Here is a 12,981-nt window from a genome sequence, read left to right as displayed (position 1 = left end):
CGCCGCGCTACGTCCGCGCCGCCGCGCTACGTCCGCGCCGCCGCGCTACGTCCGCGCCGCCGCGCTACGCCCGCGCCGCCGCGCTACGCCCGCGCCCACGACTCCACGCCCGCGCCCACCGCGCTACGCCCGCGCCCACGACTCCACGCCCGCGCCCACGACTCCACGCCCGCGCCCACCGCGCTACGCCCGCGCCGTCGCGCCCCGCTCCTTGAGCATGTCGGCCATCAGCGAGATCTCCGACTGCTGCGCGTCCACCATGCCCTGCGCGAGCCGTTTCTCCACGCCGACCCGGCACTTGGCCACGCAGCCGTCGGCCATGTGGATGCCGCCCTTGTGATGGTCCGTCATCAGCTGGAGGTAGAAGACCTCCGCCTGCTTCCCGCTGAGCTCGCCGAGCTTCTTCATCTCGGAGTTGGTCGCCATGCCCGGCATCAGCGCGCCGTCCTTGCCGGATGCCATGCCGCCCATGTCCATCCAGGTCATCGGCGGCTCGGAGGACACCTTGGGAAGGCCCCACAGGTCGAGCCAGCCGAGCATCATGCCGCGCTGGTTGGCCTGCGTCTGCGCGATGTCGTACGCCAGACGCCGGACCTCCACGTCCTTCGTGCGGTCGCGCACGACGTACGACATCTCGACGGCCTGCTGGTGGTGCACCGCCATGTCCCGGGCGAACCCGGCGTCCGCGGACTCGGCGGACGGCGTCTGCCCGCCGCCGTCGTCCCCGGCGACCGCGTAGGTGATCGCCCCGGCGGCGACGAGCGCCGTCGCCGCGGCCCCGGCGATCAGGCCGGTATGCCTCACTTCGACAGGCCGTTCGTGCAGGCGGCGCCCGGCTCGGGGGTCTGCTCGCCCTGGACGAACTTCTGGAAGAACGCGTCCACGTCCGGGTCGCTCGCGCCCGTCACCGTGCGCTGGTGGCCCCAGGCCGAGAGCATGATCGGGTCCTTCTGGTCGTCCATCGGGCTCATCAGCGTGTACGGCGTCTTCTTCACCTTCGCCGCGAGCGCGTCGATGTCGGCCTTCTTCGCGTCGGCGTTGTACGTCACCCACACCGCCCCGTGCTCCAGCGAGTGCACGGCGTTGGCGTTGTCGATCTCCTCGGTGTAGACGTCGCCGTTGCAGTTCATCCACACCGGGTTGTGGTCACCGCCGACCGGCGGCTCGGAGGCGTACTTCACGGCCTTGGTGACGTGGTTGCGGGCCAGCTTCCCCTCCCACGTCCGCACGCCGTCCTTGCCCGTCACGAACTTGCCCTTGCCCGAGGAGTCGCCCGCCGCCGCGGTGTCACTGCCCTTGTCGTCCTGGGACCGCACGACCACGACGCCGCCGACCACGAGTCCGGCGACCACCACGACACTGGCCGCGATGGTGAGGACCCGGTTGCGGCGCTCACGGGCCTGCTCGGCGCGCCGCATCTCCTCTATGCGCGCCTTGCGGTCCGTGCCGGTCTTGTTGGCGGAGCCCATGAGGTGTCCTTCGTGGGAAAAGTGACGGTCGGGTCGGCTGATCGTAATGGGGGAGACGGGGCGCCTCGTAGCGCGGCCGCGGGAATGGGCCGAATCGATACGGCACCGACAGCGGGACGACAGGTTCACGGACTCCGGCGAGGGCGCCCCCCGAATTATTTGAATCCGACATTCCTATTACCTAGGCTGCCTGCATGCGGCTGCTGCGCTCCACCGACCTCGCCCTGCGGGTCCTGATGCGGCTCGCCGTCGCGGGCGGGACCAGTCCGACGACCCGGGACGTCGCGGACGGCATGAACGTGCCGTACACCCACCTGGCGAAGGTCGTCGCCGAGCTCCAGCACATGGGGCTGCTCGCCGCACGCCGGGGCCGGGGCGGCGGCCTCACCCTCACCGAGCAGGGCCGCACGGCCTCGGTGGGCGCCGTGGTCCGTGCCCTCGAGGGAGACGGCGACGTCGTCGACTGCGAGGGCCCCACCCCCTGCCCCCTCAACTCCGCCTGCCGCCTGCGCGGCGCCCTGCGCCGGGCCCAGGAGGCGTTCTTCGCCTCACTGGACCCGGTCACGGTCGAGGACATCGTGGCGGAGCCGACGGGGGTGCTGCTGCTGGGGATCTCGCGGGGCGGTCCCCAGGACGTCTAGGCCCCGATCCCCGCGACGTCCGGGTCCCGGTTCCTCACAACGCCAGGCCTAGGCCTGCCCCGCCAGCCACAGGTCCGGGCCGAACACCTCGTAGTGGATGTCGGCGGGTGCCACGCCCTTCGCGATCAGCTGGGTCCGCACCGCCCGCATGAAGGGGAGTGGGCCGCACAGGTACGCGCGCGTGCCCGGGGCGAGCGGGACGCCGGTGAGGTCGACCAGGCCCGGGTGGGTGCCCCCCGGGGCGTCCTGCTCGTACCAGAGGTGGACGGCCGCGTCCGGGAGCTTGGCCGCGTAGGCCTCGTGGTCGGTGCGCAGGGCGTGCGTCGCGGGGGAGCGGTCGGCGTGCACGACGGTGACCGGGGCGCGGTGCCCCGAGTCGGCGAGATGCGCCAGCATCGCGGTCATCGGGGTCACGCCGATGCCGGCCGAGGCCAGCAGCAGCGGAGTCTCGGAACCGGCGTCCAGGACCAGGTCGCCGTACGGCTCGGAGAGCTCCAGGACGTCACCCACCTCCACGCGCGCGTGGAGGTGGTTCGAGACCTCGCCGTCGGGGGCGCCGGCCGTGTGGACGCGCTTCACGCTGATCTGCCGCAGGTCCGGGGCGGGTGCTCCGGACAGGCTGTACTGACGTATCTGGCGGGCTCCGTCCGCGAGGGTGACGCGGACGGAGACGTACTGGCCCGCGAGGAAGTCCCGCACCGGGCCGCCGTCGGTCGGGCGGAGTCGGAACGTGGCGACGTCCGCGGTCTCGGTGACCCGCTCGACGAGCTCCCAGGCCCGCCAGGTGGGTCCGCCGTGCTCCTCGCGCAGCCGCTGCTCCACGGCGATGAGCGCGTTCGCCATCAGCCAGTAGACCTCGTCCCAGGCGGCGGCGACCTCCGGTGTGACCGCGTCGCCGAGCACCTCGGCGATGGCGGCGAAGAGGTGCTCGTGGACGACGCCGTACTGCTCCGGGGTGACGCCGAGCGAGGCGTGTTTGTGGGCGATGCGCTGCAGCATCGCGTCCGGCCGCTGCCCCGGGCGGTCCAGCAGGTGCGTCGCGAACGCGGCGATGGAGCCGGCCAGAGCCTGACGCTGGGTGCCGGAGGCCTGGTTGCCCCGGTTGAACAGGTCCCGCAGCAGTTCCGGGTGGGCCTCGAACAGCCCGGCGTAGAAGCGCTCGGTGATCGTGCCGAGGGCCGTGCCGACGGCGGGGAGTGTGGCGCGGACGGTGGCGGCGGACTGCTCGGACAGCATCTGGGCTCCTCGGGGCTCGACTGGGGGCACACTATTTAAAGTTGCATATGAGATGCAAATTAAGCGGGTGGTGCGGCGAAAGGGACCGGCCGTTACGGATGGCGGTGCGAGCAGGCACTATGGGCGGAAGAGCAGTTCACCTGCCGTATGTGAGGCGTTCGACCCCGGGCCGCCGGGCGATCATGGTCCGCAACGCGTACGAAATGGTGGTGTGGTCTGATGCTCTGGTGCCCGACCGCCTCCCGTGGTACGGAAGAGAAGGCGGCCTGACCAGCAAGGATGGGGAAGCGGAAGATGGACAAGCAGCAGGAGTTCGTGCTCCGGACGTTGGAGGAGCGCGACATCCGGTTCGTACGCCTGTGGTTCACGGACGTGCTGGGCTTCCTCAAGTCGGTCGCCGTGGCCCCGGCGGAGCTGGAGCAGGCCTTCGACGAGGGCATCGGCTTCGACGGCTCCGCGATCGAGGGCTTCGCCCGGGTCTACGAGTCCGACATGATCGCCAAGCCGGACCCGTCGACCTTCCAGATCCTGCCCTGGCGGGCGGAGGCCCCGGGCACGGCCCGGATGTTCTGCGACATCCTCATGCCGGACGGCTCCCCGTCCTTCGCAGACCCGCGCTACGTGCTCAAGCGCGCCCTCGCCCGCACCTCCGACCTGGGCTTCACCTTCTACACCCACCCGGAGATCGAGTTCTTCCTGCTGAAGGACCGGCCGCTGGACGGCAGCCGTCCGACGCCCGCCGACAACTCCGGCTACTTCGACCACACCCCGACCAACGTCGGCATGGACTTCCGCCGCCAGGCGATCACGATGCTGGAGTCGATGGGCATCTCGGTCGAGTTCTCCCACCACGAGGGCGCCCCCGGCCAGCAGGAGATCGACCTCCGCTACGCCGACGCGCTCTCCACGGCCGACAACATCATGACGTTCCGCCTCGTCATGAAGCAGGTGGCCCTGGAGCAGGGCGTGCACGCCACGTTCATGCCGAAGCCGTTCTCCGAGCACCCGGGCAGCGGCATGCACACGCACCTGTCGCTCTTCGAGGGCGACCGCAACGCGTTCTACGAGTCGGGCTCGGAGTACCAGCTCTCCAAGGTGGGCCGCTCCTTCATCGCGGGCCTGCTGCGGCACGCGGCGGACATCTCCGCCGTCACCAACCAGTGGGTGAACTCCTACAAGCGCATCTGGGGCGGCGCGGAGCGCACCGCGGGCGCGGGCGGCGAGGCCCCCTCCTACATCTGCTGGGGCCACAACAACCGCTCGGCGCTGGTCCGCGTCCCCATGTACAAGCCCGGCAAGACGGGCTCGGCCCGCGTCGAGGTCCGCTCCCTCGACTCCGGCGCCAACCCGTACCTGGCCTACGCCCTGCTGCTCGCGGCCGGCCTCAAGGGCATCGAGGAGGGCTACGAGCTCCCGCCGGGCGCCGAGGACGACGTCTGGGCCCTCTCCGACGCGGAGCGCCGCGCGATGGGCATCGAGCCGCTTCCCCAGAACCTGGGCGAGGCCCTGACCCTCATGGAACGCAGCGACCTCGTCGCCGAGACCCTCGGCGAACACGTCTTCGACTTCTTCCTGCGCAACAAGCGGCAGGAGTGGGAGGAGTACCGCTCGGAGGTCACGGCGTTCGAGCTGCGGAAGAACCTTCCGGCGCTCTGAGCGAGCGGAACGTCCCAGGGGGCCGGCGGTCGCGGACCGCGGGCCCCCTTTTCAGCAGGCAGGAGTGTACGTTCGTACCTTCCACAGCGTACGATCGTACGCATGGCCGCCGACCACTTCGCCGACGACCCCCGAACCAACCTCGAGCGCATGCTCGCCGGTGATCTCTACATCGCCGACGATTCCGAGATCGCCCGGCGGCAGCAGCGGGCGATGCGGCTCGCCGCGCGGTACCTGGCCGCCTATACCGAGGACGCCGAATCGGCGCGCCCGATGCTGCACGAGCTGCTCGGTGCCGTGGGGGAGGGGGTCGACCTGCGGCCGCCGGTGTACGTCGACTACGGGAGCAACATCTCCGTCGGGGCCCGGACTTTCGTCAATTACAACCTGACCGCGCTGGACGTCGCCCGGATCACCATCGGCGAGGACTGCCAGATCGGGCCCAACGTACAGCTCCTCACGCCCACCCACCCCGTGGAGCCGGAGCCGCGCAGGGACAAGCTGGAGGCGGCGCGGCCGATCGTGATCGGGGACAACGTCTGGCTGGGGGGCGGGGTCATCGTGTGTCCGGGCGTGACCATCGGCGACAACGCCGTCGTCGGCGCGGGCGCGGTCGTCACCAAGGACGTTCCCGCCCACGTCGTCGCCGTCGGCAATCCCGCCCGGCCCGTCCGCAACGTCTGACCCGACGGAGACGACCCACATGGCCACCGGCCACGCTGATCCGCAGCGACGCGAGCGCATTCTCGCCGCCACGCTCGACCACATCGCCGACGAGGGCGTCGCCGGTGTCTCCCACCGCAGGATCGCCGCCCGGGCCGGGGTGCCGCTCGGCTCGATGACCTACCACTTCAGCGGGATCGACGAGCTGCTGAAGGAGGCCTTCACCCGGTTCGCCGACCAGATCGTGGCCGTCTTCGAGGGCCACCTTGGCCGTGCCGGGACACCCGAGCAGGTCCGGGAAGCCGTCACGGACCTCGTCCACGCCCTGTCCGAGGGGCCCAGGCGTGACCTCGTCCTCGCTCACGAGCTGTACACCCTGGCCGCCAGGCGGCCGGAGTACCGCGAGCTGACACAGGTCTGGATGCGCCGCAGCCGCCTGCTCCTCGAGCAGCACTTCGACCCGGTCACGGCACGTCAGCTGGACGCGCTCATCGAAGGGCTGACCCTGCACCGCTCCCTCGACGGCGAGCCGCACAGCCGTGAGCTGACGCGGCTGGCGGTGACCCGTCTGACGGCCGTGCCGTCCTGAGGCCCGCCTCCCTCACACCGACGCACTCTCCGAAGCCGTCGTCCACGCGAAACCGTCCGGGTCGGTGAACGGCCCGGCGTCGCTGCCGATGATCAGGCGGTGGGAGCCGGTGCCGTCGGGGGCGACTCCGGCGACCTTGGCGAGGCCCCGGCGCTTGTACAGGGCCAGCTTGACCGGGCCCGTGCCGGTCGCGAACTCGACGTACTTGTCGCCGAAGCTCTTCCCCACGGCCAGGCCGTGCTCGGCGTAGAACTGCTTGCTGGCCTTCACGTCCTCGACGCCGAGCAGCAGGACGAACTCGCCGACCTGCCGGGTTGCCGGGCCGGTGTTCTTCTTCGACGACGACGCGAGCTGCCAGATCGTCCCGTCGGGCGCCTGCACGACGCCCCCGTAGCCCCAGAGCGACTTCGCGGCGGGCTTCAGCGTCGTCGCGCCGGCCTGCACGGCCGCGTCGAGGAGGGCGTCCACATCGGCCGGCTGGGAGACCACGAGCGACAGGGTGAACCCGCGGAAGCCGGAGGTCGGTTCCTCCGACGCCCGCAGGCGCAGCCGGTCGCCCAGACCGAAGGCGGCGGAGTAGAAGCGGTCGGCGGCTGCGGGGTCGGCCACCTCGAGGGTGACGGATGCGAGGGAAGTCATGACAACGACGCTAAGCGCGCTCCACGAACCCCGCTTCTCGATTCCTGACCGGGTTGTTCAGGCCTGCTTCCGCTTCAGGTCCGACAGCAGCCGGTGCAGCGGCTCGGTGGCCCTGCGCCGGTACTCCTGCACCGCCCACCCGTTGCCGTCCGGGTCCTGGAAGTGCATGAACGTGGCGCCGTCGTCCGGGGAGTACTGGACGGGTTCCGAGACGTCGAGGCCGCGGGCGGTCAGCTCCGCGTGGGCCGCCTTGATGTCGGCGACGCACAGTTGCAGACCCTGGTAGGAACCGGGAGCAGGGGTGGGGCCGGGGGTCATCTGCCAGATCGACTCGCCCAGGGCGATCGAACAGCCGGAACCCGGAGGAGTCAGCTGGACGATCCGCATCCCGGGCATGACCTCCTGGTCGATGTCCACGTGAAAGCCGACCTTGTCCCGGTAGAAGTCCCGGGCACGGTCGACGTCGGACACGGGCAGCGGGATGACTTCGAGGGTGATGTCCATGGCGTGACTCCTTCGTCCGGCTTCACGAGAACCGATCACCTTGTCCGGCAGAAGCCGCTGACGCGGGCTGAAGCCGGCTGAACGGCTCCCCTCACCGAAGCCGAAAACGGTGCGCCGCGCCACCGAGTAGACGGCCGCACGGCCCGTGCCGCAGTGGAAATGGCCCTCCCGTACCTCCGGTGACCGGAAACCGTCGTACCGCGCCTCCCCGCCGCGGCCAGTCGCCGTAGCCACGCGCGTGCCCGTCCGCCTACCGGACTCACCGGCGCTCCCCGCGCCCCGGGCGGTTACGCTCAAAGCCGTACGACCTTGATCCGATGCATGTCCGAGGAACAGTGCGAGGGAGGCCCGGATGACGGCGGCGCCGGGGCGCAGGAGCAGTACCTTCACACGGCTGCTGCGGCACGGTTTCACCGACGCCTCCGCCGCCGAGCGGCTTCTGGACACTCCCGAGCTCGCACCGCTGCGCGACGACCCGGTCCTGCTGGAGGCGCTGGGCGGCACCGCCGACCCCGATCTCGCGCTGCTCGGGCTCGTCCGGCTCCTGGAGGCCCAGCAGAGCCCCGGCGCCCGCCGGGAACTGCTCGACACCCTGATCGCGGCCAAGCCCCTGCGCGACCGCCTCCTCGGTGTCCTCGGCGCCTCCACCGCACTCGCCGACCACCTCGCCCGGCACCCGGACGACTGGCAGGCGCTCGTCATGTACGAGGCCTACGACCTGCACCCCGGGGTGGAGGAGTTCGAGGCGGGCCTCGCGCAGGCCACCGACCCGGTCGCCCTGCGCGTCGCCTACCGGCGCTGCCTGCTGTCCATCGCCGCCCGGGACGTCTGCGGCACCACCGGCCTCGCCGAGTCCGCCGCCGAGCTCGCCGACCTCGCCACCGCCACCCTGCGCGCCGCCCTCAAGATCGCCGAGGCGGCCGCGCCCGAGGACGCCGCCCTGTGCCGGCTCGCGGTCATCGCGATGGGCAAGTGCGGCGGCCACGAACTCAACTACGTCTCCGACGTGGACGTCATCTTCGTCGGAGAGGCCACCGAGGGGACCGACGAGACCAAGGCCGTACGGGCCGCCACCCGGCTCGCCTCGCACCTGATGCGGATCTGCTCCGAGACGACGGTCGAGGGCTCCATCTGGCCCGTCGACGCCAACCTCCGCCCCGAGGGCCGCAACGGCCCGCTGGTGCGGACCCTCTCCAGCCACCTTGCCTACTACCAGCGCTGGGCCAAGACCTGGGAGTTCCAGGCGCTGCTCAAGGCCCGCCCGGTGGCCGGCGACCTCGACCTCGGCGCGGAGTACGTGGCCGCCGTCCAGCCCTTGGTGTGGAAGGCCGCCGAGCGCGAGAACTTCGTCCCCGACGTGCAGAAGATGCGCCGCCGGGTCGTGGAGAACATCCCCGTCGCCGAGGTCGACCGCCAGCTGAAGCTCGGCCCGGGCGGCCTCAGGGACGTCGAGTTCGCCGTGCAACTGCTCCAGCTGGTGCACGGCCGGGCCGACACCTCCCTGCGCAGCGGCACGACCCTGGACGCGCTGGGGGCCCTTGCCGCCGGCGGCTACGTAGGCCGGGCCGACGCGGCCCAGCTCGACGAGGCCTACCGCTTCCTGCGCTCCATGGAGCACCGCATCCAGCTGTTCCGGCTGCGGCGTACCCACCTCGTCCCCGAGGACGAGGCCGAGCTGCGCCGCATCGGCCGCTCCCTCGGTCTGCGGACGGACCCGGTCGCCGACCTGCACCGCGAGTGGCGGCGGCACGCGGGTGTCGTACGCCGGCTGCACGAGAAGCTCTTCTACCGGCCGCTGCTCGACGCGGTCGCCCAGCTCGCCACCGGCGAGGCCCGGCTCAGCACCGAGGCGGCCCGGGAGCGCATGGTCGCCCTCGGCTACGCCGACCCGGCCTCCGCGCTGCGCCACCTGGAGGCGCTGGCCTCCGGCGTCACCCGCAAGGCCGCCATCCAGCGCACCCTGCTGCCCGTGCTGCTCGGCTGGTTCGCCGACTCGGCCGACCCGGACGCGGGCCTGCTCAACTTCCGCAAGGTCTCCGACGCGCTCGGCAAGACGCCCTGGTACCTGCGGCTGCTGCGGGACGAGGGCGCCGCCGCGCAGAACCTCGCCCGCGTGCTGTCCGCCGGCCGGCTCGCGCCCGACCTGCTCATGCGCGCCCCGGAGGCGGTCGCCCTGCTCGGCGACGGGGACGGCGGCGGTCTGGATCCACGGCCGCGGGCCCACCTGGAGCAGGAGATATGCGCCGCCGTGAAACGCGCCGACGGCGCCGCCCAGGCGGTCACGGCCGCCCGCGGGGTGCGCCGCCGGGAGCTGTTCCGGACGGCCGCCGCCGACATCGTCGGCTCCTACGGCACCGAGGAACAGGCTGCCGAGGCCGACCAGGGCGCCCTGGTGGACCGGGTCGGCGGCGCGGTGTCGGACCAGACCGCCGCGACCCTCGCCGGCGCCCTCCGCGCGGTCGTGCGGGACGGCTGGGGCGACGACCTGCCCACCCGGTTCGCGGTCATCGGCATGGGCCGGTTCGGCGGCCACGAGCTGGGCTACGGCTCCGACGCGGATGTGCTGTTCGTGCACGAACCGCGCGACGGCGTCGACGAGCGGGAGGCCTCCCAGGCGGCGAACAAGGTCGTCTCCGAGATGCGCCGCCTGCTGCAGATCCCCAGCGCCGACCCGCCCCTGCTCATCGACGCCGACCTGCGCCCGGAGGGCAAGTCCGGGCCGCTGGTCCGCACCCTCACGTCGTACGCGGCCTACTACCGCCGGTGGGCCCTGACGTGGGAGTCGCACGCGCTGCTGCGGGCCGAGCCCGTCGCCGGCGACGAGGACCTGGGCCGCCGCTTCATCGAGCTGATCGACCCGCTGCGCTACCCGGCGGACGGGCTCGCCGACGAGGCGGTACGCGAGATCCGGCGGCTGAAGGCCCGCATGGAGTCCGAGCGGCTGCCGCGCGGCGCCGACCCCAAGCTGCACGCCAAACTGGGGCCGGGCGGCCTGTCCGACGTGGAGTGGACCGTGCAGCTCATGCAATTGCGGCACGGCTCGGCGGAGCCGGGCCTGCGCACCACCCGCACCCGAGAGGCCCTGGCCGCCGCCCGCGCCGCCGGGCTCATCACGGACGAGGACGCGGCGACCCTCGACGAGGCCTGGGTCCTCGCGACCCGCGTGCGCAACGCGGTGATGCTGGTCCGCGGCCGGGCCGGCGACACGTTCCCGACGGAGCCCCGGGACCTGGCCGCCGTGGGCAGGTATCTGGGCTACGGCCCCGGCCACGCGGGCGACATGCTGGACGCATACCGGAGAACGGCACGCCGGGCGCGCGGTGTGGTGGAGGAACTGTTCTACGGCATCGCCGAGCGCTAGTGCCGTGGCAGGCAAGGTTTGCCCGTTGAGGAGCGGCGTTTGGTGCGTGCTCTCGGCGTGGCGGCCGGAAGCCCTCGTACTGGACGTACTCGGGGTTTCGGCCGGTGCGGCGAGTGGGGGTGCCCCCTGCTCGAGCGGAGTCGAGAGCGTGGGGGAGCGTGCCGGGCGTCGTGACGGGGCGAACGTTGCCTGTCGCGGCACTAGGGCCTGCCGGACCACCCCTGGGACTTGTCCGGCGCCCCCCGGGACCTGTCCGGCACGCTACGTCCTGACGTCCCGGCCGCAGCTCTCCCGGCCGCAGCTCTCCCGGCCGCAGCCCAAGTGGCCGCGGCCCGGGAGGCGCGCGAGCCGGACGAGGCGCTCCCGCAGCTCCGCGTCGGCGGGCGCGCGGGCACCGTCCGCGGCAGCGCGTACGGCTGCCTCCCGTAGCAGAGCCGCGCGACCGCGAACCCGAAGGCCAGGCACAGCATGCCGCCGACCGCGTCCAGCCAGAAGTGGTTGGCCGTGGCGACGATGACCACCAGCGTCAGTGCCGGGTACAGCAGCCCCAGCACCCGCACCCAGGGGACCGTCGCCAGGGCGGCGATCGTCAGCCCGCACCACAGAGACCAGCCGATGTGCATCGACGGCATCGCGGCGTACTGGTTGGACATGTGCTTCAGGTCGCCGGACGCCATCGAACCCCAGGTCTGGTGGACCATGACCGTGTCGATGAAGTCGCCGCCGTTCATCAGCCGCGGGGGCGCCAGCGGATACAGGTAGTAACCGACCAGGGCGACGGCCGTGGTCGCGAACAGCACCAGGCGGGTCGCCGCGTAACGGCCGGCATGGCGACGGTACAGCCACACCAGGACACCCAGCGTGACGATGAAGTGCAGCGTCGCGTAGTAGTAGTTCATCCCGATGATCAGCCAATGAACCGAGTTCACGGAGTGGTTGACCGACTCCTCGACGGCGATGCCCAGATGGTGCTCGACCCGCCAGATCCAGTCGGCGTTGCGCAGCGCCTCGCTCTTCTGCTCGGGCACGGCGTTGCGGATGAGCGAGTACGTCCAGTAACTCACCGCGATCAGCAGGATCTCGAACCAGAAGCGGGGCCGGCGCGGGGTGCGCAGCCGGCGCAGCGGACCTCGGCCCGAATCGGCCGCAACGGTATCCGGGAGGGCCGCTTCCAGGCCCTCCGGCTTCGTTACGGTCGTTTCACCCATAGGCGCAAAGTCTGCCAGATAAGGACTACCCCACCGATCATCCCGCGGTCCCGCACGAGCCGCATGTTCTCTGGCGAAATCAGGCCGAAGTTCTCAGGAGCGACCGCGTTCCCCCGGGGCCGACGCGGTCGAACCGCGCACCACCAGCTCCGGCATGAACACGAACTCGCTGTGCGGCGCGGGCGTCCCGCCGATCTCCTCCAGCAGCGTGCGCACGGCCGCCTGCCCCATCGCCGGGACCGGCTTGCGGATCGTGGTCAGCGGCGGGTCGGTGAAGGCGATCAGCGGGGAGTCGTCGAAGCCGACCACGGAGATGTCCTTCGGCACGTCCAGACCGAGCTGCCGGGCCGCCCGGATCGCACCCAGAGCCATCATGTCGCTGGCGCACACCACGGCCGTGCAGTTCCGTTCGATCAACGCCACGGCCGCCGCCTGACCACCCTCAAGGGTGTACAGGGAGTGCTGCACCAGCTCCGACTCGACGGTCGTGGCGTCGAGGCCCAACCGGTCCTGCACCGCGCGTACGAACCCCTCGATCTTGCGCTGCACCGGCACGAACCGCTTGGGGCCGAGGGCCAGACCGATCCGGGTGTGCCCCAGGGACGCGAGGTGCGTGACCGCCAGGCTCATCGCCGCGCGGTCGTCGGGGGAGATGAACGGCGCCTGCACCTTCGGTGAGAAACCGTCGACCAGCACGTAGGGCACGCCCTGGGCGCGCAGCCGGTCGTAGCGCTGCATGTCGGCGGTGGTGTCCGCGTGCAGTCCGGAGACGTAGATGATGCCGGCGACTCCGCGGTCCACGAGCATCTCCGTGAGCTCGTCCTCGGTCGAGCCGCCCGGGGTCTGGGTGGCCAGCACGGGCGTGTAGCCCTGCCGCGTCAGCGCCTGGCCGATGACCTGCGCCAGGGCCGGGAAGATCGGGTTCTCCAGCTCCGGGGTGATCAGCCCGACCAGCCCCTCGCTGCGCTGGCGCAGGCGCACCGGGCGTTCGTAGCCCAGTACGTCGAGAGCGGCC

12 protein-coding genes are annotated in these 12,981 nt (G+C 71.7%); 5 read left to right on the top strand and 7 right to left on the bottom strand.

All coding sequences use genetic code 11. From position 1 onward, the window contains the following. Nucleotides 1-183: 183 nt before the first annotated feature. Both ABZ281_RS13140 and ABZ281_RS13135 read right to left on the bottom strand, forming a co-directional pair. Nucleotides 184-804, bottom strand: coding sequence for a DUF305 domain-containing protein (locus ABZ281_RS13140; RefSeq protein WP_356654964.1), 621 nt, complete (start codon nt 802-804; stop codon nt 184-186). Next, complete coding sequence (locus ABZ281_RS13135; protein WP_356654962.1) at nt 801-1,469, bottom strand: DUF3105 domain-containing protein; 669 nt, start codon at nt 1,467-1,469, stop codon at nt 801-803. Before ABZ281_RS13135 ends, ABZ281_RS13140 begins: the two co-directional genes overlap by 4 nt. A gap of 194 nt (nt 1,470-1,663) precedes the next feature. Here ABZ281_RS13135 and ABZ281_RS13130 point away from each other — a divergent pair, with 194 nt between their 5' ends. Next, nucleotides 1,664-2,110, top strand: coding sequence for an Rrf2 family transcriptional regulator (locus tag ABZ281_RS13130; protein WP_356654960.1), 447 nt, complete (start codon nt 1,664-1,666; stop codon nt 2,108-2,110). Between the two features lie 48 nt (nt 2,111-2,158). Here ABZ281_RS13130 and ABZ281_RS13125 read toward each other — a convergent pair whose 3' ends face one another. Further along, the gene (locus tag ABZ281_RS13125) at nt 2,159-3,346 is read right to left on the bottom strand and encodes a globin domain-containing protein (RefSeq protein WP_356654958.1); all 1,188 of its coding nucleotides are present in this window, start codon (nt 3,344-3,346) and stop codon (nt 2,159-2,161) included. 294 nt (nt 3,347-3,640) lie between these two features. On the opposite strand from ABZ281_RS13125, the gene glnA reads away from it, so the two are divergent. The 3 genes from glnA (at nt 3,641) to ABZ281_RS13110 (ending at nt 6,254) form a co-directional block, all read left to right on the top strand. Beyond that, nucleotides 3,641-5,002, top strand: a complete 1,362-nt coding sequence (glnA, locus tag ABZ281_RS13120; RefSeq protein ID WP_189594407.1) for a type I glutamate--ammonia ligase — start codon at nt 3,641-3,643, stop codon at nt 5,000-5,002. Nucleotides 5,003-5,104: 102 nt separating this feature from the next. Next, nucleotides 5,105-5,686 carry a sugar O-acetyltransferase gene (locus tag ABZ281_RS13115; protein WP_356654955.1) on the top strand — a complete coding sequence of 194 codons (582 nt, stop codon included), beginning with the start codon at nt 5,105-5,107 and terminating at the stop codon, nt 5,684-5,686. Nucleotides 5,687-5,705: 19 nt separating this feature from the next. Beyond that, nucleotides 5,706-6,254 carry a TetR family transcriptional regulator gene (locus ABZ281_RS13110; RefSeq protein WP_356654953.1) on the top strand — a complete coding sequence of 183 codons (549 nt, stop codon included), beginning with the start codon at nt 5,706-5,708 and terminating at the stop codon, nt 6,252-6,254. Between the two features lie 12 nt (nt 6,255-6,266). Here the strand turns inward: ABZ281_RS13110 and ABZ281_RS13105 are convergent, their stop codons facing one another. Further along, nucleotides 6,267-6,893 carry a glyoxalase gene (locus tag ABZ281_RS13105; protein WP_356654951.1) on the bottom strand — a complete coding sequence of 209 codons (627 nt, stop codon included), beginning with the start codon at nt 6,891-6,893 and terminating at the stop codon, nt 6,267-6,269. Between the two features lie 57 nt (nt 6,894-6,950). Further along, complete coding sequence (locus ABZ281_RS13100; protein WP_356654949.1) at nt 6,951-7,397, bottom strand: VOC family protein; 447 nt, start codon at nt 7,395-7,397, stop codon at nt 6,951-6,953. Between the two features lie 352 nt (nt 7,398-7,749). Between ABZ281_RS13100 and ABZ281_RS13095 the strand changes: the two genes are divergently transcribed. Beyond that, nucleotides 7,750-10,758 (top strand): bifunctional [glutamine synthetase] adenylyltransferase/[glutamine synthetase]-adenylyl-L-tyrosine phosphorylase, encoded by a 3,009-nt coding sequence (locus ABZ281_RS13095; protein WP_356654947.1) that lies wholly within the window; start codon nt 7,750-7,752, stop codon nt 10,756-10,758. Between the two features lie 200 nt (nt 10,759-10,958). On the opposite strand, the gene ABZ281_RS13090 is transcribed toward ABZ281_RS13095, so the two are convergent. Continuing rightward, nucleotides 10,959-11,966, bottom strand: coding sequence for a phosphatase PAP2 family protein (locus ABZ281_RS13090; protein ID WP_356654945.1), 1,008 nt, complete (start codon nt 11,964-11,966; stop codon nt 10,959-10,961). Nucleotides 11,967-12,059: 93 nt separating this feature from the next. Next, nucleotides 12,060-12,981: substrate-binding domain-containing protein (locus ABZ281_RS13085; protein ID WP_356654943.1), on the bottom strand; the 922-nt coding region annotated here is incomplete at its 5' end.

This window comes from Streptomyces sp. NPDC006265 (assembly GCF_040613555.1).
Lineage (GTDB): Bacteria > Actinomycetota > Actinomycetes > Streptomycetales > Streptomycetaceae > Streptomyces.
Note: the sequence above shows the minus strand (reverse complement) of the source record. Positions and strands in the feature narration are given on the sequence as shown.

Bases quoted from the DNA above. Each gene is read 5' to 3' on its own strand.
- ABZ281_RS13135 (WP_356654962.1), bottom strand. From the start codon at position 1,469: ATGGGCTCCGCCAACAAGACCGGCACGGACCGCAAGGCGCGCATAGAG.
- ABZ281_RS13130 (WP_356654960.1), top strand. From the start codon at position 1,664: ATGCGGCTGCTGCGCTCCACCGACCTCGCCCTGCGGGTCCTGATGCGG.
- ABZ281_RS13125 (WP_356654958.1), bottom strand. From the start codon at position 3,346: ATGCTGTCCGAGCAGTCCGCCGCCACCGTCCGCGCCACACTCCCCGCC.
- glnA (WP_189594407.1), top strand. From the start codon at position 3,641: ATGGACAAGCAGCAGGAGTTCGTGCTCCGGACGTTGGAGGAGCGCGAC.
- ABZ281_RS13115 (WP_356654955.1), top strand. From the start codon at position 5,105: ATGGCCGCCGACCACTTCGCCGACGACCCCCGAACCAACCTCGAGCGC.
- ABZ281_RS13110 (WP_356654953.1), top strand. From the start codon at position 5,706: ATGGCCACCGGCCACGCTGATCCGCAGCGACGCGAGCGCATTCTCGCC.
- ABZ281_RS13105 (WP_356654951.1), bottom strand. From the start codon at position 6,893: ATGACTTCCCTCGCATCCGTCACCCTCGAGGTGGCCGACCCCGCAGCC.
- ABZ281_RS13100 (WP_356654949.1), bottom strand. From the start codon at position 7,397: ATGGACATCACCCTCGAAGTCATCCCGCTGCCCGTGTCCGACGTCGAC.
- ABZ281_RS13095 (WP_356654947.1), top strand. From the start codon at position 7,750: ATGACGGCGGCGCCGGGGCGCAGGAGCAGTACCTTCACACGGCTGCTG.
- ABZ281_RS13090 (WP_356654945.1), bottom strand. From the start codon at position 11,966: ATGGGTGAAACGACCGTAACGAAGCCGGAGGGCCTGGAAGCGGCCCTC.